This is a genomic window from Nocardia sp. FBN12, assembly GCF_054031145.1.
Window position 1 is genome coordinate 5,021,102 of sequence record NZ_CM132926.1, and the last position, 24,510, is coordinate 5,045,611.

General features: G+C 68.5%; 20 protein-coding genes. 7 read left to right on the plus strand and 13 right to left on the minus strand.

Features of this window, described 5'->3' with window-relative positions; genetic code table 11:
• Positions 1-37: 37 nt before the first annotated feature.
• From ACWZHB_RS23840 to ACWZHB_RS23875, 8 genes are all read right to left on the minus strand, one after another.
• On the minus strand, positions 38-553 hold the full coding sequence (locus ACWZHB_RS23840) for a DUF501 domain-containing protein (RefSeq protein WP_427904056.1): 516 nt from the start codon (positions 551-553) through the stop codon (positions 38-40).
• Entirely contained in the window at positions 550-1,128 is a 579-nt protein-coding gene (locus ACWZHB_RS23845) for an FtsB family cell division protein (RefSeq protein WP_427904057.1), read from the minus strand. The genes ACWZHB_RS23840 and ACWZHB_RS23845 overlap by 4 nt, the downstream gene beginning before the upstream one ends.
• 23 nt (positions 1,129-1,151) lie before the next feature.
• A complete protein-coding gene (gene eno, locus ACWZHB_RS23850; RefSeq protein WP_427904058.1) occupies positions 1,152-2,438 on the minus strand; it encodes a phosphopyruvate hydratase in 1,287 nt (428 codons plus the stop codon).
• A gap of 114 nt (positions 2,439-2,552) precedes the next feature.
• Complete coding sequence (locus ACWZHB_RS23855) at positions 2,553-3,281, minus strand: lytic transglycosylase domain-containing protein (protein WP_427904059.1); 729 nt, start codon at positions 3,279-3,281, stop codon at positions 2,553-2,555.
• A 40-nt stretch (positions 3,282-3,321) separates the two neighbouring features.
• Positions 3,322-4,428, minus strand: coding sequence for an LppU/SCO3897 family protein (locus tag ACWZHB_RS23860; protein WP_427904060.1), 1,107 nt, complete (start codon positions 4,426-4,428; stop codon positions 3,322-3,324).
• A gap of 179 nt (positions 4,429-4,607) precedes the next feature.
• On the minus strand, positions 4,608-7,034 hold the full coding sequence (locus ACWZHB_RS23865; protein WP_427904061.1) for an ABC transporter ATP-binding protein/permease: 2,427 nt from the start codon (positions 7,032-7,034) through the stop codon (positions 4,608-4,610).
• Positions 7,031-7,960: an ABC transporter permease gene (locus ACWZHB_RS23870; RefSeq protein WP_427904062.1), complete on the minus strand. Its 930-nt coding sequence runs from the start codon at positions 7,958-7,960 to the stop codon at positions 7,031-7,033. The genes ACWZHB_RS23865 and ACWZHB_RS23870 overlap by 4 nt, the downstream gene beginning before the upstream one ends.
• Before the next feature lie 5 nt (positions 7,961-7,965).
• Positions 7,966-9,471 carry an ABC transporter substrate-binding protein gene (locus tag ACWZHB_RS23875; protein ID WP_427904063.1) on the minus strand — a complete coding sequence of 502 codons (1,506 nt, stop codon included), beginning with the start codon at positions 9,469-9,471 and terminating at the stop codon, positions 7,966-7,968.
• 327 nt (positions 9,472-9,798) lie between these two features.
• Here ACWZHB_RS23875 and ACWZHB_RS23880 point away from each other — a divergent pair, with 327 nt between their 5' ends.
• The 5 genes from ACWZHB_RS23880 (at position 9,799) to ACWZHB_RS23900 (ending at position 15,868) form a co-directional block, all read left to right on the plus strand.
• Positions 9,799-10,875: a TauD/TfdA family dioxygenase gene (locus ACWZHB_RS23880; protein ID WP_427904064.1), complete on the plus strand. Its 1,077-nt coding sequence runs from the start codon at positions 9,799-9,801 to the stop codon at positions 10,873-10,875.
• Positions 10,847-11,857 carry an ornithine cyclodeaminase family protein gene (locus ACWZHB_RS23885; protein WP_427904065.1) on the plus strand — a complete coding sequence of 337 codons (1,011 nt, stop codon included), beginning with the start codon at positions 10,847-10,849 and terminating at the stop codon, positions 11,855-11,857. Before ACWZHB_RS23880 ends, ACWZHB_RS23885 begins: the two co-directional genes overlap by 29 nt.
• Positions 11,858-12,000: 143 nt before the next feature.
• Positions 12,001-13,290 carry a type III PLP-dependent enzyme domain-containing protein gene (locus ACWZHB_RS23890; protein WP_427909276.1) on the plus strand — a complete coding sequence of 430 codons (1,290 nt, stop codon included), beginning with the start codon at positions 12,001-12,003 and terminating at the stop codon, positions 13,288-13,290.
• A 36-nt stretch (positions 13,291-13,326) separates the two neighbouring features.
• Positions 13,327-14,358: a PLP-dependent cysteine synthase family protein gene (locus ACWZHB_RS23895; RefSeq protein WP_427904066.1), complete on the plus strand. Its 1,032-nt coding sequence runs from the start codon at positions 13,327-13,329 to the stop codon at positions 14,356-14,358.
• A 118-nt stretch (positions 14,359-14,476) separates the two neighbouring features.
• Positions 14,477-15,868: an MATE family efflux transporter gene (locus ACWZHB_RS23900; protein WP_427904067.1), complete on the plus strand. Its 1,392-nt coding sequence runs from the start codon at positions 14,477-14,479 to the stop codon at positions 15,866-15,868.
• A 55-nt stretch (positions 15,869-15,923) separates the two neighbouring features.
• On the opposite strand, the gene ACWZHB_RS23905 is transcribed toward ACWZHB_RS23900, so the two are convergent.
• The 4 genes from ACWZHB_RS23905 to mfd form a co-directional block, all read right to left on the minus strand.
• The gene (locus tag ACWZHB_RS23905) at positions 15,924-16,499 is read right to left on the minus strand and encodes a TerD family protein (RefSeq protein WP_301903359.1); all 576 of its coding nucleotides are present in this window, start codon (positions 16,497-16,499) and stop codon (positions 15,924-15,926) included.
• A gap of 38 nt (positions 16,500-16,537) precedes the next feature.
• A complete protein-coding gene (locus ACWZHB_RS23910; RefSeq protein WP_427904068.1) occupies positions 16,538-17,023 on the minus strand; it encodes a hypothetical protein in 486 nt (161 codons plus the stop codon).
• Positions 17,024-17,176: 153 nt separating this feature from the next.
• Positions 17,177-17,914: a MazG family protein gene (locus tag ACWZHB_RS23915; protein ID WP_427904069.1), complete on the minus strand. Its 738-nt coding sequence runs from the start codon at positions 17,912-17,914 to the stop codon at positions 17,177-17,179.
• Complete coding sequence (gene mfd, locus ACWZHB_RS23920; protein ID WP_427904070.1) at positions 17,911-21,519, minus strand: transcription-repair coupling factor; 3,609 nt, start codon at positions 21,517-21,519, stop codon at positions 17,911-17,913. The genes ACWZHB_RS23915 and mfd overlap by 4 nt, the downstream gene beginning before the upstream one ends.
• A gap of 218 nt (positions 21,520-21,737) precedes the next feature.
• Between mfd and ACWZHB_RS23925 the strand changes: the two genes are divergently transcribed.
• Both ACWZHB_RS23925 and ACWZHB_RS23930 read left to right on the plus strand, forming a co-directional pair.
• Complete coding sequence (locus tag ACWZHB_RS23925; protein ID WP_427904071.1) at positions 21,738-23,021, plus strand: hypothetical protein; 1,284 nt, start codon at positions 21,738-21,740, stop codon at positions 23,019-23,021.
• Between the two features lie 60 nt (positions 23,022-23,081).
• Positions 23,082-23,705 (plus strand): TIGR03085 family metal-binding protein, encoded by a 624-nt coding sequence (locus tag ACWZHB_RS23930; protein WP_427904072.1) that lies wholly within the window; start codon positions 23,082-23,084, stop codon positions 23,703-23,705.
• Position 23,706: 1 nt separating this feature from the next.
• On the opposite strand, the gene ACWZHB_RS23935 is transcribed toward ACWZHB_RS23930, so the two are convergent.
• Positions 23,707-24,354 (minus strand): TetR/AcrR family transcriptional regulator, encoded by a 648-nt coding sequence (locus ACWZHB_RS23935; RefSeq protein ID WP_358071707.1) that lies wholly within the window; start codon positions 24,352-24,354, stop codon positions 23,707-23,709.
• Positions 24,355-24,510: the final 156 nt, after the last annotated feature.

Genomic DNA, 24,510 nt, shown 5'->3' on the forward strand with positions numbered 1-24,510 from the left:
CGTTCCTCCAGGTCTCGTGCGCCGGGCACTCCCGCGATTATGCCTGCTCGCCAGGTGCGGCGGGCCAGTCGGCCGGGATCGCGGTCCCGCGGAAGCCGGCGGCGGCCGCCAGCGCGACAGCCTCGTCACCGAAGGGGTTCAGTCCGGGCCCCTTGGCGAGGGAGTGCGCGATCAGTACGTGCAGGCACTTCACCCGGTCCGGCATGCCGCCCCCGGTGAAATCGGTGCCGAGGGACTCGATCTCGTTGCGTTCGGCCAGGTAGCTCTCGTGCGCACGACGGTAGGCGGCCGCGAGGTCAGGATCGGTGGCGAGGCGTTCGGTCATCTCGCGCATCACTCCGGCCGACTCCTGCCTGCTCGCCTCGGCGGTGAGGCGGGGATCGGTCAGGTAGTAGAGCGTGGGGAACGGGGTGCCGTCGGGCAGGCGGGGCGCGGTCTTCACCACGGCGGGCAGGCCGTCGGGGGTGCGGTAGGCGACTTCGAGCACACCGCGAGGCTCGCGGCCCAACTGCTTCGCGATGATCTCGAGGTCGCTGGCGTTCGGTGTCGTCACCGTGGTCCTTCCGGGGCTGGTTCGGAGATGCTGCGCCACAGGTCGGTGTACCAGGGGTCGGGCGCCGCTGATCGGGTACTCATCGGCGGCGGCGCCGGTGCTTCGATGCCGGGAATCTGCACGATGTAGGGGGTTTCGCCGGGCATCACCAGACGCAGACGGTCGCGCGCTTCGGAACGGATATAAGCCGGATCCTGTTGTTGCGCACGACGATCACGCAAACCCGCGAGGTCGGCCTCGAGTTCGGTCCGCTGTTTGGCCAGGGCGACGGCCTCGGCGCGCTGACTGAAGTAGGTGCGCGTCGGCACCGCCAACGTCAGCGCGAGACCACACAGTACCGCCGCCAGGATCACCGCTTTGCCGGTCGAGAGACCGAGGATGGTGTGCTCGTTGTGGTCGAGCTTGCCGCTCGCCTTGCGCTTCGCGCCCGCGGTTTCCGGGCGACGGCGCGTCGGCCGTTTGGCCGCGGTGGGGCGGCCCGGCGTGTCGAGACTGGGGCGGGAGCGCGCGGCCCGCGACGTACGCCTGTCACCTCGTCCACCCGGACTGGTTCCACGCGCACGTCGCTCGGTCATTCGCTACCGCCCCTGTACTGCCTTCAGAATTCGCCGGTGAAACGCGGGAAGGCCACGTCACCCGCGTAGCGTGCCGAATCACCGAGGGCGTCCTCGATGCGCAGCAGCTGGTTGTACTTGGCGACCCGCTCGGAACGCGCGGGAGCACCGGTCTTGATCTGGCCCGAACCGACGGCGACCGCGAGGTCGGCGATGGTGGTGTCCTCGGTCTCGCCCGAACGGTGCGACATCATGGTCTTGTACCCGTTGCGGTGCGCCAGCTCGACAGCGTCGAGGGTCTCGGTGAGCGTGCCGATCTGGTTGACCTTCACCAGCAGCGCATTCGCGGCGCCCTTGGCGATGCCCTCTTCGAGGCGCTCGGGGTTGGTGACGAACAGGTCGTCGCCGACCAGCTGCACCTTGTCACCGATGGCGTCGGTGAGTGCCACCCAGCCGTCCCAGTCGTCTTCCGACAGCGGGTCCTCGATGGAGACCAGCGGGTACCGGGTGAGCAGGTCCGCGTAGAACTCGCCCATCTCGGCGGCGGTGCGGACCTTGCCCTCGAACTTGTAACCCGAACCCTCGGTGTGGAATTCGGTGGCGGCCACGTCGAGAGCCAGCGCGATATCGGTACCGAGCTTGTAGCCGGCGCGCTCGATGGCGGCGCTGATCAGGTCGAGCGCTTCCACGGTGCCCGCGACGTCGGGAGCGAAGCCGCCCTCGTCACCGAGACCGGTGGCCAGGCCCTTTTCCTTCAGCACGGCCTTGAGCGTGTGGTACACCTCGGTGCCCCAGCGCAGCGCCTCGCGGAAGGTGGGTGCGCCGATCGGGGCGATCATGAATTCCTGCACGTCCACGCCGGTGTCGGCATGCGCGCCACCGTTGAGGATGTTCATCATGGGCACCGGAAGCACGTGGGCGTTCGGGCCGCCCAGGTAGCGGAACAGCTCGAGGCCCGAGGACTCGGCGGCACCACGGGCCACGGCCAGCGACACACCGAGCAGGGCGTTCGCGCCGAGGCGGGACTTGTCGGGGGTGCCGTCCAGATCAAGCAGGACCTGGTCGACGGTGCGCTGCTCCACGGCGTCGAGGCCGATGATGGCGGGCGCGATCTCGTCGAGGACGCCCTCGACGGCCTTGGTCACACCCTTGCCGCCGTAGCGGTCGCCGCCGTCACGCAGCTCGACGGCCTCGTGCTCGCCGGTGGACGCACCGGAAGGTACGTCTGCCCTGGTCAGGGTGCCGTCGTCGAGGGCGATCTCGACCTCGACGGTGGGATTGCCGCGCGAATCCAGAATCTCGCGAGCTCCGACCTGTTCGATAATGGCCACGAAAACTGCTCCTTACGACGGAAGGCACGGTAGGTATCACGGGAAGGGCCGTGCGCGGTCGAGCCTATCGTCTCGGCGGAGTGTGGAGTAACCGGCACTCCGGGCCGTGCGCAACTACACGCGGCGGCCGATGCTGTATATGGCGGCGCGATCGCGCACCACATGCATGTATTTGTTCGACTGGTTGTAGGCGAACAGAGCGCGCTGCCAGCCGTCGGCCGAGGTCAGGTCGCCGCCGCGGGTGCAGAGGTAGCGGGCGGCGGTGAGGGCGGCGTCGTCGATGTTCTGTGGGTCGGCCACGCCGTCGCCGTTGGCGTCGACGCCCCAGCGCTTCCAGGTTTCGGGGATGAACTGCAGCGGGCCGACGGCGCGGTCGTAGGTGGTGTCGCCGTCGAGGCTGCCGCCGTCGGTGTCGCGGATGTCGGCGTTGCCCTTGGTGCCGTCGAGGGCGACGCCGATGATCCCAGGGCGCACCGTCCCGTCGGCGTCGACGCCCGCGCCGCGGTGGGTGCCGTGTCCGCTCTCCACGCTGGCGATACCGGCGATGGTGGTCCAGGCGATCCCGCATTCGGGCTTGGACTTCGCCAGCACGGCCGCGGCGTACCCGTAGGCCTCGAGTGCGACCGGCTGGATGCCGATCGCGTCGGACTGCTCGTCGGCCCAGCCGCGCAACTGCTCGGAGGCGCGGCCGGGTGCGTCGACATCGATCATGGGCAGGGGCACACCGGGCCCCGGCGGCATGTCGCCGGGGATCGACGCGAGCGAACTGCACCCCGCTAAGAGGGCGCTGATCGCGACTGCGGCGAGCACGCCGACTTTCTGCACTGTCACCTGCTCAATCATCCAGATCCAGCGCGCATTGTGCACATCTCACAGGCACTTCTCAGAGTGGCACGTAGCAAACCACCAATCCTGAGGACGCCGCGGGCTTCAGGGTGAACGCCCCCGAGGCGCCCACCGGCCGTGGACATTCCGCGCCCGCGCCCCGGAGAACCTCGCTCACCGTCGCATTGGCGGCCGGGTCGGCACAATCGACGAGCACCGGGGCCGAATCGCCCGTGCCGCCGAACCCGATCAGGCAATCGCCCGGCTTCCCATATCCCAGGTGATCGAGATTCGCCGGACCGAGGCAGACCACCACGCGCAGATCGGTCGTCCCACCGCCGTTGACGACCACCGCGCTGACATTGCCGTCGTCGGGGCACTGCGGCGATACCGGTTCGACGTGCTGGGTTCGCACCGACAGCACTCGATGACGAACCCCCGGCTGGTCGCACGGGGCCAGGGTCATCGTCGTTTCAGCGGCGCAATCACCGACTTTGCTGCTGGTCATCGCGGTCGATGTCACGGCGGGCCGGGCGCACACGACGACCGCGCGACCGCCGAGCGAAACCTGGGCAACGGCGTCGCGCGTCGAGGCGTGGGCTTTGCAGGCTTGGTCGGTGACGGGGATCTTCGCGTGGATTTCGATGGCGACGACGGCGAGGGTGGCGGCCGATGCGCCGCACGTCATCCGCACGATGGTCGCGCCGCCCTTCTTCACGTCGACGCAGTCCCCGGCGAGCAGCGAGCCGGGATCGGTGGTGTTGGCGCGGGTGGGCGACAAGCACAGGGCGGCAGCGGGATTCGACTCATCCGGCTTCGGGTCGAGGACCGCACGGGTGGCAGCGGCGTATTTCATACAGAGGATCCCGAACGGCCACTGCGCCGACTCCCTCGCGACGATCCGGTAGGTCGCCTGCGCGTCTGCACAGCTGTACTCCACCGGGACATCAGCACCGGACACGCAGTCCCCCACCGCCATTGCCGGTGGTTCGGCGCGGGTGAGCGCATACCCCGCCACCCCGGCAGCCGCACCGAGGACGACAACGACACCGAGCACGAGCCATAGCACCCACCGCCTGCGCGTGGAACCAGCAGTCGGAGGTGGTGCGGACGGCGGTGCGGCGGGCGCCTGCATCAGCTCGCTGTGCTGGGGTGGGTACATCATCGAGGTCCGTCTCCTGAAATCGCTTGGAGGACAACCCGATTTAGTCGGAGGTGGGGTAGTAGCCGTTACAGACCGTCGCCGGCCGGTGTGGCCGCGTCAACACGCCGGAGGGGATCAGCACACGGAGCCGCCCGGGCGCAGGGACACGACCAGCGGCTCGGCGGGCGCGGCGCGACGTGTCAGCCCAACAGGTCGGCGGTGGCCTGGTGCGATGGTGCGGCGAGAACCGCTGCCGGGGCGCCTGTTTCGACAATTCGGCCGTGGTCGAGGACGAGGAGGTCGGTGCAGTGGCCGCGGACCAGGGTCATGTCGTGGCTGATCAGGATGATCGCGGTGCAACGGTCGGCGCGGAGGCGGTCAAGCAGGGTCATGATGGCGACGGCGGTAGCGGTGTCGAGGGCGGTGGTGATCTCGTCGCAGATCAGGACGGCCGGGTCGGCCGCGAGAGCGCGGGCGAGGGCTACTCGTTGGCGTTGTCCGCCGGAGAGTTCGTGGGGTCGGCGCGCGGCGAAGTGGGCGGGGAGTTCGACGGCGGCGAGGAGATCGGTGACGCGAGCGGGCGTTTCACGCTTGGGCACCCGCGCGATGCGACGGAGTGGGCGAGCCAGAGTCTGCTCGACGGTGCGCCGCGGGTTCAACGCCGCGCGCGGGTTCTGTGTTACGAGCTGAATCCCGTTGGCGCCGACCTTGATTCGTCGCTTCTGCCCGACCGGGATCCGGACACCACCTACCTCCAGCAACCCGGCCGCGTCGGCATGCAAGCCCGCGATCACCCGCGCGAGGGTCGTCTTCCCTGCCCCGGAAGGCCCCACAACCGCGAGGGCGGCACCTGCGGGCAGACTGAACCCGACGCCCTCGAGCACCACTCGGCCGCCTGCTTCAGCGTTGATGCCCATGGCGTGCAGGGCAATTGCCTGTTCGGAACTCGACGGATCGTTGATCGCAGATGCGGTCGCGGCGAGGTCAGTGGCCTGACCTCCGGAGTCGCCGTTGCGGCCCGCCGGCACCTCGCCCAACGGATCGTCACCGATATCAGGCTCTGCGACAGTGCCCACTGACCGTTCGCTGGGCGGGTGAAGTTCGATCACGGTGTCGGCGATGGCAGTGACCGCCTCGGTGTCGTGCCCGGAAAGCAGGACGGTGGTGGAGTTCTCGGTGGCGAGGTCCGAGATCAGCTGGGCGATGTCGGTGCGAAGCGTGCCGTGCAGGCCGGCCAGAGGTTCGTCGAGGACGAGGATTCGGGGGCGACGGAGGATGGCTCGAGCCAGGGCGACACGGCGCTGCTGACCACCGGAGAGGCGGGCGCAGCGGCGGCGCAGATGCGTAGCGTCGAGTCCTACTTGTTCGAGGACGGCAAGGCGGTCAGCATCGGAAGAGTCGGGCGCCGCCTCCGCCAGGACCGCGCGGACGCGCAGCAGCGGGTTGAGCTCGGATCCGGGATCCTGGCCGACGTAGGCGATGTGTTCGCGGCGGAACGTGCGCAGTGCGCCCGTGTCGAGTGCGAACACATCATGTCCCGCGACGAGCACCGCGCCCTGCCCGCGAGCACCAACGGGCAGATGCCCGAGCAGCGCACGCATCGCCGTCGACTTTCCCGCCCCCGACGCCCCGGTGAGCGCGGTGACCGTCCCCGACTTCAACCGAAACGACAACGGCGCCAGCAACACCGCTCCGCTGTCGGCGACAACGCGGAGCCCGTCCACCACCGCCGCATCCCCGGAATCCACCACGGAGATCCCACATCCCCGCGCATCCGATGCGGTTTTCGGGGTCCGGCGTTTCCCTGGCCCACTCGTCACCACCAGATTCACTCCGACCGCCACGATGGCGATGGCAGCGCTCGGCGCCAGGACCGCCCAGGGGTTCAAGAGGAGCCCGGAGGCGTTGTCGCGGACCATGATCGCCCAGTTGTCCGGGCCGAGCGCCGAGACACCAAGGAAGGCGATGGTGCTGACGAGGTAGACGGCGACGACGAAGCGAAGGCCGAGCTGAGTGGTGAAGACGGCCCGAAGGTTCGGAAGGATCTCACGGAAGACCAGGTGGGACAGGGATTCTCCGCTGGCGACTGCGGCTTCGACGTAGCCGGAGGCAGCGATGGTCGAGGCGGAGGCCGCGAAGATCCTGGCGCAGTAGGGAACGCCGAAGAGCAGCGATACCGCGATCAGCGCGGCGACACCGCCCTGGGGCCATGCGGTGAGCACGAGCAGGATGCCGAGGACCGCGGGCAGCAGGATGACCAGGTCGCCGCACAATTCGATGACCTTGCCCGCGCGCGGGCGCACCGCGGCGATCGCGCCGACGACGGCCGACAGCACGGTCACCGCCACCGCGATCACCGCGGACACGGCCAGCAGCTGGGTGCCGCCGGTGAGCAGGTGACTCAGCACATCCCGCCCGAGCCGATCGGTCCCCAGCAGCGCTCCCCCACCCGGCTGCGCGAACGGCATCCCGACAGCCTGGTCGCTCGAATACGGCGCGAACAGCGGCCCTGCCACCGCGAGCAGGACGAAAAGCCCCACACCGCCCGCCACCGGGTACCGCCACCATGCGACACCAGATCTGGACGCCTGTTCACCAGGCTGTGGCGTCGACATCGGCCTGTTCATCGCGCGCTCCCTGCCGCCCATGCCCGGACAACGTCGGCGATCGCGAGCAACGCCATGATGACGATCGCCGTCAGGGCGACCACCGCGACGACCATGGTGGCGTCGCGGTCGGCGACGGACCCGGCGAGCACGGCGCCGACCCCGGGATAGTTGAAGAGTGTCTCGACCACCAGCGCGCCGCCGAACAGCATGCCGACAGAGGTGGCGTAGCCGGCGACGATGGTCGGCGCCGCGAACGGCAGCATGTGCCGGAGCAGAATCGTGCGGGGCGCGAGCCCGTCCAGCACGGCACTTTCCACATGTGGTGCGGCAGCCACGTCGAGCAGAGCCGAGCGTACGACTCTGGCGTTCCAGCCGATCTGCGGAATAGCCAGCGCCAGCACCGGCAGCACCAGCATCTCGGGACCGAGGGGAAAACCGGAGCGCCCCGTGATGGTCACGGCCGGGAGCCAGCCGGTAGCCAGGGAGAACACCAGGATCAGCAAGGTCCCGCCGACGAATTCGGGCACGGCGACCGCGACAGTGCTGGCCGGCTGCAGGATTCGCGATCCGACCGCGGTCGGGCGCATCGCCCACCAGCAACCGAGCGCCAACGACAGCACAATGGTGAGCAGCAACGCGATCCCACCGAGCAGCAGTGTCTGCGGGAACCTGTCGGCCAGCAGTGCGCCGATCGAATTCCCCCGCGCGGTCTGCCCGAAATCTCCGGTGAACACCCCGGAGATCCAATCCAGGAACTGCACCGGCAGTGCGCGATCCAGGCCGAGCTCGTGTTCCTTCGCCGCCAGCGCGGCCGGGTCCGCGTCCCTACCGAGCGCCGAACGGGCCGCGTTGCCCGGCAGTAGATCCACCGCGACGAACACGATCGCCAGCAATGTCACCAGGAGCGCGATCCGCCGGAACATCGGCACGGCAAAGGTTTTCATCGCCGTCACGCCAGCCAGGCGCGTTCCAGCTGAACGCGCGCGAACCCACCGAGGGTCGGCAGATCACGCACCGTCGACGCGGCGATGTCGATACCGTCGGCCATGCCCCACACCAGATAGCCGCCCCGCTCGAACTCGATGCGCTGCAGGTCACGGGTAGCCCGGGTGTACTCGTCACCGGAAGATGCCAGCGCCTTGGCATTAGCGGCGTCGAATTCGGTGTCGCGGAACGCGGTTTCGTTGCGGTTGGAGCCCGACGTCATCAGCTTGTCGGCCAGGAACAGCACCGAGTCGTTGGTCCCCCACGACACCGTGTACAGCGGCGCGTTCAGCCAGGTCTGGTCGTAGAACGCGGCCGATTCCGCCACCTGCACGTCGAGCCGGACACCGATCTCGGCGAGCTGAGTGGCGATCACCTTCGCCGATTCGACCTCGCCCGGCACTTCGGCCTTCGTGACGAACGGGTAGCTGCGGCCGGTGTCGAAATTCGCTTCGCGCAGCAGGGTTTTCGCGCGCTCGACATCGCGGTCGCGGCGCAGCGAGGTGTCGTAGAGCGGGTCGGCGGTGCCGAGCACATCCGCGGCGACGGTGCCGTAGCCGGAGTGCACCTGGTTGACCAGCGCCGTCCGGTCGACACCGAGGCGCAGCGCCGAGCGCACCCTGGCATCGGCGAACGGGCCGTCGGCGGTACGCATGGCCACCCCGAGCATGGTGTCGTTGGCACGCCGGATGACCTGCAGGTCACCGCGTCCGGCGGCGGTGCGCCCGGCGATCGCGCCGACATTGGAGGCGAGGTCGATCTGCCCGCCGAGCGCCGCGTTACCCAGTGCGGTGACACTGTCGAACATCGTCACCTCGATGGCGTCGAGCAGCGGCGGCGTGCCGTGCCAGCGCTCGTTGCGCACCAGCCTGGCATTGCCGCCCTGATAGGACTCGAGCCGGAACGGACCGGTGCCGATCGCGGCGGCGAAGTCGGTGGTGCCCTTCGGCACGGTGAACGTCATCAGCCGAAGCAGCAGTGGCAGTTGGGTATTGGGCTCTGGCACGGTGAAAACGACGCGATTCGCGCCGTCGGCGACGATATCGTTCTCGGCCACCGGCATCTTCGACGCGCCACCGACCGAGCGCAGGCGCCGCATCGACCACACCACGTCGTCGGCGGTCACCGGTGCGCCGTTGTGGAAGGTCGCGCCGTCGGCGATGGTGAAGGTCCAGCGCCGGTTGTCGGCGCTGGGCTCCCACTTCGAGGCGAGCCGCGGGGCGACGGTCGGATCGGCGCCGGGGACGGTGAGCGCGTCGTAGACGAGCGAGGTGATGAGAAAGTCGCTGTCGTTGCTGAGGTTGGCGTGCGGATCTCGTTCGCTGCGCGCGGCGGTGCCGAGCGCGCCGACGCGCAGCGTGCCACCGCGTTGCGCGGTCGCGGACCGATCATCGCTGGTGCACGCGGCGGCCAGGAGTAGCGCGGTGACGCCGACGCCGGATTGGAAGAGCTGCCTGCGAGTGAAACCCATCGTTTTGCCTCCTCGAACCGCGCGCGCCGAAACCCCTTTCCCGACGCCGCAAACTAGGCGAGGCTAGCCTAAAACCGAACCCGAGTGGGGAGGTTCACATCGACCGTCACCGAACCGCAGCGACCCGCGACACCCCGGTCAGCGCTGACAACGACCGCTCGGGTAGAAAGCTACGTTATATGGATCGGCTATTTCCCTTGCCGACACGTTAGGTAAGTCTTGCCTAATCAGATGGTAGGCACTACCTTCGCACATCGAGCCTGAAGACCACCCGCGTTCGACTGATGCGAAGAAGGGAAGCCGGTGAAAAGCGTTCTCTCCGAACGTATGACGATTCACCAGCACGACATCGAATACCGCGAGCTCGATCCCGCCGCCGCTGCGGCGCTCCGATCGCTCGCGACCGATATTCGCCACCGCTTAGGTGACGCACCCCATACGACCACCCTGCACGACCCGGCGCTGATCGGCCAGATCACCGAGCGCGTCGGCGAACTTCCCGACAGCGTGCGCCACGCGGTTCGACCACCCGCCACCGCGGCGGGCGCGACGGTGGTGCGCGGATTGCCCGTCGACGATGCCGAATTCGGTCCGACACCGGCGCACTGGCAGGCCGCGGCCGAGCAGGCGCACGACGGCTCGCTCGAACTGGACATCACGATGCTGCTGCTCGCGCGGTGTGTCGGCGAACCGTTCGGCTGGCAGGGACAGCAGAACGGCAGGCTGGTGAACAACATCGTGCCCGCCGCGGGCCACGAGGACGAGCAGTCGGGCGCGAGCAGTTCCACCCTGCTCAGCCCGCACACCGAAGACGCCTTCCACGCGCAACGCGCCAACCTGCTGATGCTGACCTGCCTGCGCAACCCCGACCGGGTCGCCACCACGGTCTCCTCGGTGCGCGAGGTGTGCCTGTCCGACGAGGATCTGCGGACGCTCACCACCCCGACGCTGCCGATCCTGCCCGATGTCTCCTACGGCACCGGCTTCGATCGGCTCGCACCGCTGCCCACGCTGTGGCTCGACGAGAACGGCGCTGCCACAGCACGTTACGACCCCGCCTACACTCCGCTCGACGATGCCGACGAGGTCTTCGGCGCCGCCTACACCCGGCTCACCGCCGAACTCGCCAGGGTCAGTCACGCCCCCGCGCTGGCCCCCGGCGAGATCCTGCTGGTGGACAACGATGTGGCCGTGCACGGGCGCGTTCCGTTCCGCGCGCGCTACGACGGCACCGACCGCTGGCTCAAACGCGTCAATATCCGGCTGCCCGAACGCCGTCGGCGTGCGCAGGAGTCGTCCGAGAATGGGTATGGCCAACGAGTGGTCTCGCCGTTCCGGGCGACCGCTGATCGGACAGCAGAGCGGGGCATTGCAGATGAACGAGGATCCGTTGAACAACCGTGACCGCGGCATCGGACTGCGAGTACTCTCCCGCAGCGATCTGGCCGACGTGCCGATCAGCCCCGCCGAAGTGGTGCGCGCCGTCGAGGAGGCCTATCTCGCCTTCGCGGCGGGCGAGTCCGACAATCCACGCAAGCTGAGCGTCGCCGACCCCGGCGGCTCGTCGGTGTCCTACGCCATGCTCGGCCGCGACGGGCGCCGCCGGGTGGTGGCGATGAAGACCTCCTACAAATTCGATCCCGGCCACGACCGCAGCACCAAGCGGTACTACACCACCATCACGCTCTACGACGACACCACCGGCGCCCCTATCGCGATGATGGACTGCTCGCGGGTCGGCGCGTTGCGCACGCCCGCGGTGTCGGCGCTGCTGGTGCGCGAGACGGCGCGGCGCGGGGCGGAGAGCGTACTGCTCATCGGTACCGGCACGCAGGGGCGAAATGCGTTGCCGCACTTGCTCGCCGCGAACCCGCAGTTACGCAAGCTGATGGTGTACGGCACCCATCCCGAGGGGCTGGCGGCGGTGCACTCGCAACTGGCCGATGCGGCGCCGCACGCGCTGCTCGACGTGGTCGACGACCCGTACGCGGCGGCGGCGTCCGCCGATGTGGTGCTGGCGACAGCGGGACCGGGTACCGAGGTCGCGCTCGAATCCTCGCATCTGGCACCGGGTTCGGTGGCCGTGCTGGTCGGCTACGGACTCGCCCCGTCGACGCTGGTCGAAGCCGATCGGGTCGTCGCCACCAGTGCGGCACAGATGGCGCTCACGGGCACCGACATGGTGGGCCCCGACGGGACCCTGCGCTCGGTGGATGCCGAACTCCCGCAGGTCCTCACCCGCAGTGCCGTGGCCCGCCGCAACGAGGACGAGAAGATCTTCGTCTACAACAGCGGGCTGGTCCTCACCGATATCGCGGTCGCGCACGCGTTGGCGGCCAGGGCGATCGCCGAAGGACGCGGCACGGAGGTGCCGTTGTGGGACTGACGGGTGCGCAGACCGGGGAAGGCAGCGCGTCGCCACCTGACACGGCGGCAAACCTGTACACCCCGTCGGCGCGAGTGCCCGCACAGCACACCACCGCCGGTCGGCCCGTCAGCGGCAGCGTGCCGGAGCACTGCGCTCCGCCGATGCCGGCTGACATCGACCCGATCGAGCGGCGACTGCTCGCGGATCCATTACTGCTCAGCGATATCGCCGAGGCGGTCGGCGGACCGTTTCACGTGTTGTTCCCAGAGCGGGTTTCGGTGAATATCGCCGCTTTTCAGTCAGCATTCGCCGACGCGGGTGTCGACGGTGTCGTCTACTTCGGGAAGAAGGCGAACAAGGCGGCATGTGTGGCTCGGGCGTGCGCGGAGAACGGGGCGGGGATCGATGTCGCCAGTACCGGCGAGCTGATCGCGGCCATGGCCCAGGGGGTGCGTGGCGAGGATCTGGTGGTCACCGGACCCGCCAAGTCCGACGATCTGCTGTGGCTGGCCGCTCGGCATCGCGCGCTGATGGCGATCGACGCCCTCGATGAACTCGACCGGCTCACCGCGCTGAATCTGCCGGTACGCGTGCTGTTGCGGGTGCTGCCCGCAGGCTCGACCAGCCGGTTCGGACTCGATCCCAGGGAACTCGAACAGGCGATCCACGCCATCAGCGCACCGATCACACTGTCGGGCTTCAGCTTTCACCTTTCCGGATACGACGCCGTCGCCCGCTCCGAGCAAGCGGCCGCGTTGGTCGGACACTGCAGGCGCGCGCGGGCCGACGGCCATCCGGCGGACACGATCTCGATCGGTGGCGGGTTCGGGGTCGACTATCTCGACGCCTCGACCTGGGCTGAGTATCAGAACACCCTCAGCGACAACTGGTTTCACACCAACCCGCCCGGCGACTACTACCCCTACCATTTCCCGGTTCCCGGCGCGGCCATGCTCGAGGCGATCCTGGCGCATAACGATCTCGCGACACTGTTGCGCGCCGCCGGAATACGACTCGCTGTCGAGCCGGGTCGGGCATTGCTCGATCGCGCCGGTAGCTCCGTCTTTCGCGTCCAAGGCGTGAAAACCCGGACCACACAAGGAAACCCGTACGACATCCTCACCGTCGACGGCACCAGCCTCAGTCTGTCCGAACAGTGGTTCGACAGTGAATACCTGCCCGATCCCGTGCTGTGGCCGCCAACCACCGGCCACCTCACCCCCACCTGCGTCGGCGCCACCACCTGCCTGGAGTCCGACCTGCTGAGCAGACGGCGCATCCCGCTGCCCCGCCGCGCACGCACCGGCGACCTGCTCGTCTACCCGAACACCGCCGGGTACCAGATGGACTCCAACGAGTCCGGCTTCCACGAACTCCCGCTCCCGCCGAAAGTAGTGCTGCGCGCAGACGCCGACCGACTGCGCTGGAGTCTGGACGGCACAGCCCGCTGATCCACCCGAGATATCGATCCGATGGAGGAACACCCCATGGCTCTCGTCACGCGCGTGACGGACCTGATCGGCCGCACCCCGCTGTTCGAACTCGCCGTCACCGACACCGGCACGCGGCTGCTGCTCAAGCTCGAACAGTTCAATCCCACCGGCGCCGCCAAGATCAGAATGGCCCGTTCGATGGTGCTCGACGCGGAGCAGCGGGGTTTGCTGCGCGATGGCGGGCATATCATCGAGTCGACGTCCGGCAACACCGGACTCGGCTTGGCGGTGGTCGCGGCCGAACGTGGCTATCGATTCACCGCCGTGGTCGACAACCACGCCTGTAAGGACAAGTTGCGCGCGATGCGAGCCATGGGCACCGACCTGGTGTTCGTCGCCGATGACGACAGCGACGAACTGGCCACCTCGGCACGAGAAGATCTCGCCGAGGCGATGGCCGCCGCGCGCGAGGACGCGTACTTCACCGAACAGCACAACAACGACGCCAACGCCGTCGGCTACTACGCCGTCGCCGAGGAGTTGCTGGCCGAGGTCGACCGGGTCGACATCCTGCTCTCGGCGGTCGGCACCGGCGGCTCGCTGTTCGGCACCGCCACCCGCTTGCGCGACCTCGGTCTGCCCGCCCGGGTGATCGGCGTCGAGCCGGTCGGCTCCATCGCCTTCGGCGGCGAGGGCGGACCGTACTGGCAGTCGGGCACGGGCACCCCGCCCGGCGCGACCATCGGCACGGCCGTCGACTATTCGCTGCTCGACGAGGGCGTGAAGGTCAGCGATGTCGACGCCTTCGCCACCACGCGCGCCGTCGCCAGGACACACGGACTGTTGATCGGCGGTTCAGCGGGCGGTTCGGTGCACAATGCCTTGGCGCGGCTCGCGGAGTTCCCGGCCGGGTCCACCGTGGTGACCATCGTGTGTGATGGTGGCGAGAAGTATCTCGACACCGTGTTCGACGACGACTGGATGCGCGCCCGCGACCTGCTCGATCCCGCCGCCGAAGAAGAAGTGACCACGCTGCTGCGCCGCTATTCACCGCTGCGGCGCCACAACGAACTGATGGAGGTCTGAGTGAGCGCGATCGCGCGCCACCCGAGCGTCTGCCCCGGAGCATCCGGGTGAACGTCACTACCCGTTTCGCCAGCCGGAGCGCCAACGTCAACCGGAAGAGCCACGCCGGAGCGAGCCGATGAGCGCCGCGCGCGCGGACGGCGGCGCGCTGGCCAGGCTGGCGACGCCGATCGCACTCACCCAATTGGCGCAGATCGCGGTCTCGACGACCAATCTCGCGCTGATGGGCACGCTCGGGGTGCGCGAGGTCGCCGCGGGTGGGCTGGCGCTGGTGTTGTTCAACCAGATCCGGACGATGTGCGTCGGGCTGATCACCGGCACCGGGAATCAGATCGCCGGCGCGCTCGGTGCGGCCGGTAAGCGTGGCGGTTCGGCCGACGACGAAGTGCGCGCGGTGGTGCGTGCCGCGTTCGTGATCGCGACCATCGCCGGCCTGCTCGGTGGTGCGCTGCTGGTCGGGCTGGGCTGGGTATTGCCATGGCTCGGCCAGGATGCGGCGGTGCTCGAGCTGGCCCGGCCGATGATGATCGCGCTCGCGCCCGGGTTGCTGCCGTGCCTGTGGTTCCAGGTCTTGCGGCAGTACACCGTCGGCATGCAGCGTCCGCAGGCGTTGTTGCTGGTCACGCTCGGTTCGGTGGCGTTGAACGTGGTGCTCGCGCTGGCCTTCATCCACGGCTGGGCCGGCATTCCGGCGATGGGCCTGACGGGTGTGGGCATCGCGACCTCGCTGGTCTTCCTGATCACCTTCGGGGTGCTCTGGGCGATGGTGCGCCACGACGAATATCTCGGCCGCACGCTGCCGTCGACGCCGTGGCCGGTGCGCTGGTCGACCGTGCGCGAGGAGTTGCGGCTCGGCACGCCGATCGCGCTCACCTACGGTTCGGAAGCGGGCATGTTCTCGGTACTCGCGCTGGTGATGGGCAGTTTCGGGCCCGCCGCGCTCGCCGCGCACAATGTCGTCTACCAGATCATCTACATCGTGTTCCAGGTGGCGATCGGCCTGTCCCATGGCGCGTCGATCCTGGTCAGCGATGCTGTCGCGCGTGACGAGTACAGCCACGCGAGGGCACTGGCCTGGCTGGCGCTGCGGATGGCCGCGGTGCTCGCGATCGTCACCGGTGCCGTCTACGTGCTCGCACCGGACCTGGTGCTGGCGCCGTTCCTCGACGCGTCCGATACCGACACGGTCGCGATCGCGCACACGCTGCTGCTCATCGGCATCGTGCTGCAGTTCTTCGACGCCGCCCAGAACATCGGCACCGGGCTGCTGCGCGGGCTCAAGGAAACATCCGCGGGCTTCCGGCTCTCGCTGGTCGGCTATTGGGGCGTCGGGCTTCCGGCGGCGTTGCTGCTCGCCTTCCCGCTGCATCTCGGCGCGGCGGGCGTGTGGTGGGGCCTGACGGCAGGCCTGGCGACCACCGCCGCGCTCATGCTCCGCAAGTACTTCGCGCTGCTCGATCAGGCCAGCACGGCGCGGCCGCCGCGCGTGCCCGTCAGCCAGTCGAGATAGGGACACACACGACACAGGCGGGCGACACCACGTCGCCCGCCTGTGTCGTGGTTCGTCAGAGATTCACGCCGTAATCACGAGCGATGCCCGCGAGACCCGAGGCGTACCCCTGGCCGACCGCGCGGAACTTCCACTCGTTGTTGTGGCGGTACAGCTCGCCGAAGACCATGGCGGTCTCGGTGGACGCGTCCTCGGACAGGTCGTAGCGGGCCAGCTCGACGCCGGTGTTCGCGTCGGTGACGCGGATGTAGGCGTTGCGAATCTGACCGAACGACTGGCCGCGGGCCTGGGCGTCGTGGATCGAGACCGGGAAGAAGATGTTGGTGATCGTCGGCGGGGTGGCGGCCAGGTCGACGTTGATGATCTCGTCGTCGCCGTCGCCCTCGCCGGTCAGGTTGTCACCGGTGTGCTCGATGGTGCCTTCCGGCGAGCGCAGGTTGTTGTAGAAGATGAAGTGCTGATCCGAGAGCACTTTCAAATTCGTGCCGGTGGCCAGCGCGCTGGCGTCCAGGTCGTGGTCGGCACCGGTGGTGGTGCGCACGTCCCAGCCGAGACCGACCGCCACCTTGGTGAGGTTGTCGGTCTGCTTCGACAGCGAGACATTGCCGCCCTTGGCGAGTGTGACGCTCATGAGAACCCTTCTGTCCAGATGGTGTGCCGTAGAAGAACTTACGCTGCAGGTCCGTGGTCGGCCCAGGTTCGCAGGGTCTCGACCCGACCTTCGAGCGCCCGCAATTCGGAGTCGTCGAGGACCGTGCGCTGGATGCCACGGTCGACGGCGAACGCGGACTGCCGATGGTCGTCGATCACGTCGACGTCCAGCTGCACCGCGGTGTAGTCCTCGGCCCCCGGCATCTGCTCGGCGACGACTTTCGCCCGCCCGCGCGCGCACAACGCCACATTGCCGCCGCCCAGGATCAGCAACGCCACCTCCGGCCGCGCCCGCAACCGTGCCAGCGACCCGCGATCGGACTTCAAACTGATGAGAATCCGCCGGTCACCCGCGCGCACCGGCCACGAAACGGGAATCGCGTGCGGCGCGGGATCGGTGGTGACCAGTACCGCGATGGTTTCCTGCGGCCACACCGGCAGCACGTCCAGCTCGGGATGCTCGGCCATCACGTCCTGCCCTGCCGGATCTACCTCTGTACCCATCAACCTCACCTCGACGATCGCCGGACCCCTGCCCCGCCGCGCACGGCGAGCTGCTACGAGTCTAAAGCGGTGTGCGCCTTGCTCGCTGGCGCGCGCGAGATTGTCCACAAGATCTCAGCAACGTCTCAGATGCCGCGCACCCGCGAAACGTCGTTAGCTCATCGGTAACTGATGGTCTCGATGCGCGGCGGGCCAGTAGGCGCGCCAGTCGTCCGGGGTGAGCGGGGACCGGGTGCCGCGTGCGGCTTCGGCGGCATCTTCGGCGGCGCGGATGGCGGTGGCGAAGGCGATGGCCGCTTTGCGGAGGCATTCCTCCGCCGATTCGGGGCCGCCGAGCTCGACCACGCGCAGGGTGTCAGGGACGAGATCGGCGGGCAGGCCCGCGGCGGCGCTGCGGGTACGGATCTTTTCGGCGAGAGCGAGGGCGGGTTGGGCCATGGCGATGCCGTCGAGGCAGGAGCGGCGGGACTTCTCCGCGGATTTGCGCTCTTCCCAAGCCTTTTCCTGTGCGGCGATCTTGTCGGCCGTCGAGGTACCCGAGGAGAAATCGGCGTCGGTCAGGTAGGGGCTGCGGTGGACGAGTTTGCCGACAAGGGTTGCCGCGACGTCGTCGACGGTGAATTCGCCTGCGTGTTCGGCGATTCGGGAGTGGAAGAGGACCTGGAGCAGGAGGTCGCCCAATTCTTCCTTGATGGTTTCGGCGTCGCCAGCTCCGATGGCGTCGAGGAGTTCGTAGGTCTCCTCGAGGAGGTAGGGGCGCAGGGAGTCGTGGGTCTGGGTGCGTTCCCAACCGCCGAAGTGCCAGAGACGGTCCATCACCTCGACGGCGTCGGACAATCCCGCGGCGACGACCGCGGTGTCGGCTTGCTCCTGGGAGATCTCCCGGCTCATCGGACGGCTTCCACCGGAACCGAAAGATCCACCATCCCTTGGGGTTTACCATCGAGCACCAGCAGTAGATCCGCGACGAACTGCAGCACTGCCACATCGCGCACCCGATCGGCACCGACGCTGTCGGTGATCCGCGGCAGCGGCAGCGTGATCAGCCCACTCGCGGGACGGTAATTGGCCGCCGGGTAGATCCGCTTGAGCCGAAGCTGTTTGGAATCGGGGAGATTCAGCGGCGCGATCTTGAGCGAGGAACCGGTGACGACGATCTCGGACACGTCGTACTCGCGGGCGAGCAGGCGCAGCTTGGCCACCGACACCAGTCGGCCGACCTCCACCGGTAGCGGGCCGTACCGGTCGGCGAGTTCCTCGATCACCGCCGACAGGGCCGTATCGTCCTGGGCGGCGGCGAGTTTGCGGTAAGCCTCCAGCCGCAGGCGGTCGCTGGCGATGTAGTCGGGCGGGATGTGCGCGTCGACGGGCAGATCGATGCGCACCTCCTTGTTCTCCTCGGTGACGATCGGCTTGCCGTCGGCGGCCGCGCGGTAGGCCTCCACCGCCTCGCCTACCAGTCGCACATACAGATCGAAGCCGACACCGGCGACGTGACCGGACTGTTCGGCGCCGAGCACGTTGCCCGCGCCACGGATCTCGAGGTCCTTCATCGCCACGGCCATACCGGCACCCAGATCGGAGTTCTGCGCGATGGTGGCCAGCCGGTCGTAGGCGGTCTCGGTGAGCGGCTTCTCCGGCGGGTACAGGAAGTATGCGTAGCCGCGCTCGCGCGAACGACCGACGCGACCACGCAACTGGTGCAGCTGCGAAAGGCCAAGGGAGTCGGCACGTTCCACGATCAACGTGTTCGCATTCGAGATGTCGAGGCCGGTCTCGATGATCGTGGTGCAGACGAGTACGTCGTACTCGCGCTCCCAGAAGCCCTGCACGGTCTTCTCCAGCTGGTCCTCGTTCATCTGACCGTGCGCCACGACCACCCGCGCCTCGGGCACCAGATCGCGAATCTTCTTGGCGGCCTTGTCGATCGAGGACACCCGGTTGTGCACGTAGAACACCTGGCCGTCGCGCATCAGCTCGCGGCGGATGGCGGCGGTGACCTGCTTGTCGTTGTAGGCGCCCACATAGGTGAGCACCGGATGACGTTCCTCGGGCGGGGTGAGAATGGTCGACATCTCGCGGATGCCGGCCAGGCTCATCTCCAGGGTGCGCGGGATCGGGGTGGCCGACATGGTGAGCACGTCGACGTGGGTGCGCAGGGCCTTGATGTGTTCCTTGTGCTCCACACCGAAGCGCTGTTCCTCGTCGACCACCACCAGGCCGAGGTCCTTCCAGCGCACACCGGTCTGCAGCAGCCGGTGCGTGCCGACCACGATGTCGACCGAGCCGTCGGCCAGCCCGGCCAGGATCTCCTTCGAATCAGAGACATCGGTGAAGCGGGAGAGCCCGCGCACCGTCACCGGGAAGCCCGCGACGCGTTCGGTGAAGGTCTGCAGGTGCTGCTGCGCGAGCAGCGTGGTCGGCACGAGCACGGCGACCTGCTTGCCGTCCTGCACCGCCTTGAACGCGGCGCGCACGGCGATCTCGGTCTTGCCGTAGCCCACGTCGCCGCAGACCACGCGGTCCATCGGCACCGCCTTCTCCATGTCCGACTTCACGTCGGTGATGGCGGTCATCTGGTCGACGGTCTCGGTGAACGCGAACGCGTCCTCCATCTCCTGCTGCCACGGGGTGTCCGGGGCGAAGGCATGACCGGGCGCGGCCTGCCGCGCGGCGTAGAGCTGCACCAGCTCGCCGGCGATCTCGCGAACGGCCTTGCGCGCCTTACGTTTCGTGTTCGCCCAGTCGGAGCCGCCGAGCTTGGACAGGCTCGGCAGTTCGCCACCGACATAGCGGGAGAGCTGGTCGAGCGATTCCATCGGCACGAACAGGCGGTCGCCGGGCTGACCGCGCTTGCTCGGCGCGTATTCGATCACCAGGTACTCGCGGCGCGCGCCGCCGATGGTGCGCTCGATCATCTCGACGAACCGGCCGATGCCGTGCTGGTCGTGCACCACCATGTCGCCCGAGGCCAGCGCGAGCGGGTCGACCTGGTTGCGGCGCTTGGCGGGCAGCCGTTTGCCCTCGGTGGGCGCGGTGACCCGGTTGCCGGTGAGATCGGATTCGGCGACGACAACCAGTCCGGCGTCGTCGAAGATCAGGCCGTCGTGCAGCGATCCACACAGCACGCCGACGACTCCCGGCTCCGGGGCAGCCCCGGAGGCCAGCAGCGCGGCGGGTACTTCGGCCTCGCCGAGCCGCTCCAGCACGCGTTGGGCCGTGCCGTGGCCGGTGACCACGACGACCGCGCGGCCACCGGTGGCGACGTGCGCGCGCAGCGACGCGAAGATGGTGGCGACCAGTTCCTCGGACCCGCGCGCGGTGGGTCCGGCCTGCACCGGCAGGTTCACCTCGATCGGATCGCCGGAGCTGAGCGGGCTCAGCGTCCACCAGGGCAGGCCGAGTTCGTCCGCGCTGGTGTGCAATTCGGGCAGGCTGCGGTAACCGGAAGCGGCCAGATCGAGGCCGTTGGCACCCAGCGGAGCGTCGCTACCGAAAGACGCCGCGGTCCAGGAGGCTTCGAGGAATTCCTCGCCGGTGCGCACGAGATCGGCTGCGCGCGTACGGATCTTCTCCGGATCGCACAGCAGCAACTGGGCACCGGCAGGCAGTGCCTCGGTGAGCAGGCTGAGCTTGCCCGGCGCGAGGACCGGCAGCAGCGCCTCCATACCGTCGACCGGAATGCCATCGGCGATCTTGTCCAGCATCTCGACCAGGGACGCATCGGCCTCGTTGTCGGCGGCGACGGCGGCGGCACGTTCGCGCACCGGAGCGGTGAGCAGGAGTTCACGACACGGGGGCGCGACCACCAAGTCGACGGTGTTCTCGCTCAGCGAGCGCTGATCGGCGACCGAGAACGGGCGGATCTCGGTGACCTCGTCGCCCCAGAACTCCACGCGCACCGGATGATCCGCGGTCGGCGCGAACAGATCGAGGATCCCGCCACGCACCGCGAACTCACCGCGCTTGCCGACCATGTCAACCCGGGTATACGCGAATTCGACCAGGCGAGCGAGCAATTCGTCGAAATCGGACTCACCGCCGACGCGCAACACCACCGGCTCGATATCGCCGAGACCGGCCGTCATGGGCTGCATCAGCGAACGCACCGTGGTGACCACGACCCGGAGCGGATCGGGATAAACAGGATCTTCCGGGTGAGCGAGCCGGCGCAGCACCTCGAGCCTGCGGCCCACCGTGTCGGGGCCGGGCGAGAGGCGTTCGTGCGGCAGGGTCTCCCAGGACGGGAACATCGCCACCGACGGGCCGAGCATCTCGGTGAGCTCCACGGTCAGATCGTCGGCCTCACGACCGGTCGCGGTCACCACCACCAAGGGGCGCTGATCGGCGATCGTCGCGGCGACGAACGGCCGCACAGCCGACGGCGCGACCAACTCCACCCCGGACTTGCCGACCAGGTCGGTGACCATCCGCAGCGCGGCATCACCCGCGACCACTTCGGCCAGACCGGCGAGCGGAGGACGAAGGGAGGACATTGTTCGCTCCTGAATGCGCAGTCGGGATGGGCGAGGTAGCCGTCTCGGAGTCTAGATGAGTGATTCCGGGGGGTTGGTCCGCGGCTGACCCCGGAGTGCGAGCTGCCGCAGGGGCGGTAGGTGACCTATGAGAGACATCACAGTTGGAATATCGACCAGTCGCCGAACGCGCTCGCCACGAATCCCAGAAAGCTATAGATCTATCGAGTAGGTGATCCATGACGACCACGGTCGGAATATCAGCGGAACGCACTGTCGTCCGGGGGATACTCCTGTCCAGCGGATCGGGAAGACAGTCCGAGGTCCTGCGGACAGTCGAGCAGCGTGTCGAAGACGGCGGCTCGATCGTCGGCGCGCTCGACGCGCTCACCGCGTCAGCACCGGTCATCGCCGACGTCGCGGTGGCCTATCACACGGCGGAGGACCGGCAGCGGATCGTGTCACAGCTGGCGGACGGGCAGTGGCGGGCATCGTCGCTGGTTTCGACCCGATCGGCACTGTTCGCACTGGTCGGCGCCATGCCGGAACTCGACGAGTTCGGGACCGTTGTGCTGCTGAACCTCGCTGATCGCACCGCGACCGCCGTAGTGGCCGGGCCGGATCGCCGGCAAGTCCTGGCATCGCGGACCTGGACCACTGGACTCGCCGACGGCACCTCGGACGAGGGCTCCCTGGCAGCGTTCGATGCCGACGCGATGGCCGAGACGATCGGTCATGTGCGCTCGATGCTGGAGTCGATCCCGACGCGTCCCGACGTGGTTGCCCTCTGCGGTACATCAGCGGCCGATCCCGAGATCGCGGGCGCGTTGCGCTACGAACTCACCGCACGCGTCGTTCTCGTGCCGGACTTCGGGCAGGCAACGGCGCGCGGAGCCGCGCTGATCGCCGCCGACCAGGTACGACAGCAATACACCGAACCTCCGCGCGCTCCCGGGCGCCCCAAGCGGCTACTGCTGGCCGCGGCGGCACTCGCGGCCTTCCTCGGGGTGTCCGGATTCGCGGTGTCACAGGTACTGGACGACAGCGCGCCGACCATGACCGCGGGTTCGGCGGACACGACCAGCCTTTCGCCACCGTCGTCCTCGGCGCCGCCATCCGTCGAGGCCCGGCTTCCGACCTCGCCCGCGGGCTCGCCGCGATCACCGGATCAGCCCGCCCCACCCCTGGCACCCGCGCCGAACCACGGCCCACCCGCAGCCGCTGCTCCGGCGCCGCCCTCGACCGCTGCGGCCCCCGCCACCACCGCGCCTCGCGATCCAGAACCGCCCACTTGGGTTCCAGCACCTGGGGCCGGCCCCACAGACCCCTCCGCGCCACCGAGTTCACCGGAAGCGGTCGCGCCGAGCGAGGCTCCGACACCGACAAAGGTCGGCGCCCCTGGTCCGGCGGGGCTGTTCCCAGGAGAATCGCCACCCCCGGCGGCGGGCTCGGACCCCGCGGCGGAACAGGCGTGGTGGGCCAACCATTGGAACCTGAAGCGACAGTGGATGAACGGCGGCTGAAACGCACCGCCGGATGAGATCGCTCGGTGCTGAACGTCGCGACGCGCGTAAGGTCGAGGCGTGAGTCTGGCTCGACGTGAACGCCTCGCCCTCGTGGCGACAATGACCGAGGCCGGCCCTGCCGCGCCGACCCTGTGCGGCACCTGGACGGTGCACGACCTCGCCGCCCACCTGGTGGTCCGCGAGCGCAGGCCCGACGCGTCGATCGGCATCGTCTTCCGGCCGATGGCCGGCTACCTCGACGCGAAGCAGGCGCAGATCGCGCAGCGACCGTTCGCCGAACTGCTCGAGCTGGTGCGCACCGGTCCGCCCTGGTGGTCGCCGCTGCGCCCGGTCGACGCGGTGGCCAATCTCAGCGAGATGTTCGTCCACCACGAAGACGTCCGCAGGTCCGAACCGGGCTGGGAGCCAAGGCAATTGGCGGCGCGCGACGAAGATCGCCTGTGGAGCGCGCTGCGCGCCGTCGCCCGCGCGGCCTACCGCAAGTCGCCGGTTCCGGTCGTCCTCGCGACGCCGCAGGGCGCCACGATCACCGCACATCGCGGTGACGGCGCCGGGGTGGTGCTCACTGGACCGCCGTCGGAGCTGCTACTGCACGCGTTCGGCCGCGACGAAGTCCGGATCACGCCGACCGGGGCCGACACCGACGTGCGGGCGGTGCTCGCCACCGACCGCAGCGTCTGACCTAGACGACGTAGCGACGCAGCCTGCGCGCGGCGAACTCCCGGAAGTACGACAGCTTCTCCGGCGGCACCAGCGAGGGCAGCAGGAAGTACCAGGCCCGTTCCATCCGCGCCGCCATCTGCTCCATCGACTCGGTGCCGACCGCGACGATGTGCACGCCCGCGGTCAGTTCCTGGAGCAGCACACCGACGACCTCCGGATCGAGGTCGGCGATCAGATCACCCTGGGCGATGGCCCGCTCCGACAGCAAACGGTAGGTCTCGCCCCAGGTCTTGGCGATATTGTCGCCCTGCGCACCGCGATAGTCACCGATCTGGTGGGTGAGCTTGAGCATCGCACCGACCATCGGATCGTTCATCGACAGGTCGGCCACCACATAGGTGATCCCGACGGCCGCCTCGAGCGCGGGCACCCGGGAATCGAAGAAGCCCTGACAGGATCCGGTCAGGCGCTCGTTGCCCTGATCGACCACCGCCCTGGCCAGCTCCTCCTTGGAGCCGAAGTGAAAGTACAAGGCGCCCTTGGTCACATTGGACTGCGCGATGATTTCGCTGAGGCTCGCGTTGGCGTACCCCAAACGGAGAAAGACATCGGCAGCGCCAGCAAGGACGGAGTCGCGGGTGATCTCCGCGCGTGCTTGCCTAGCCATCAGATCCGCCTGTCATCCAATAATCCAGCCATCCTGAAGTAGACCGACATCCCGAAATTTGCTCGACATACCGCCCGGCAGCACCCAAAAGGATGGGTGAACCGTACCACCAGGCGGCAAAGTGGCAGCCGAATCATGGATTCGGTCCACACTGCG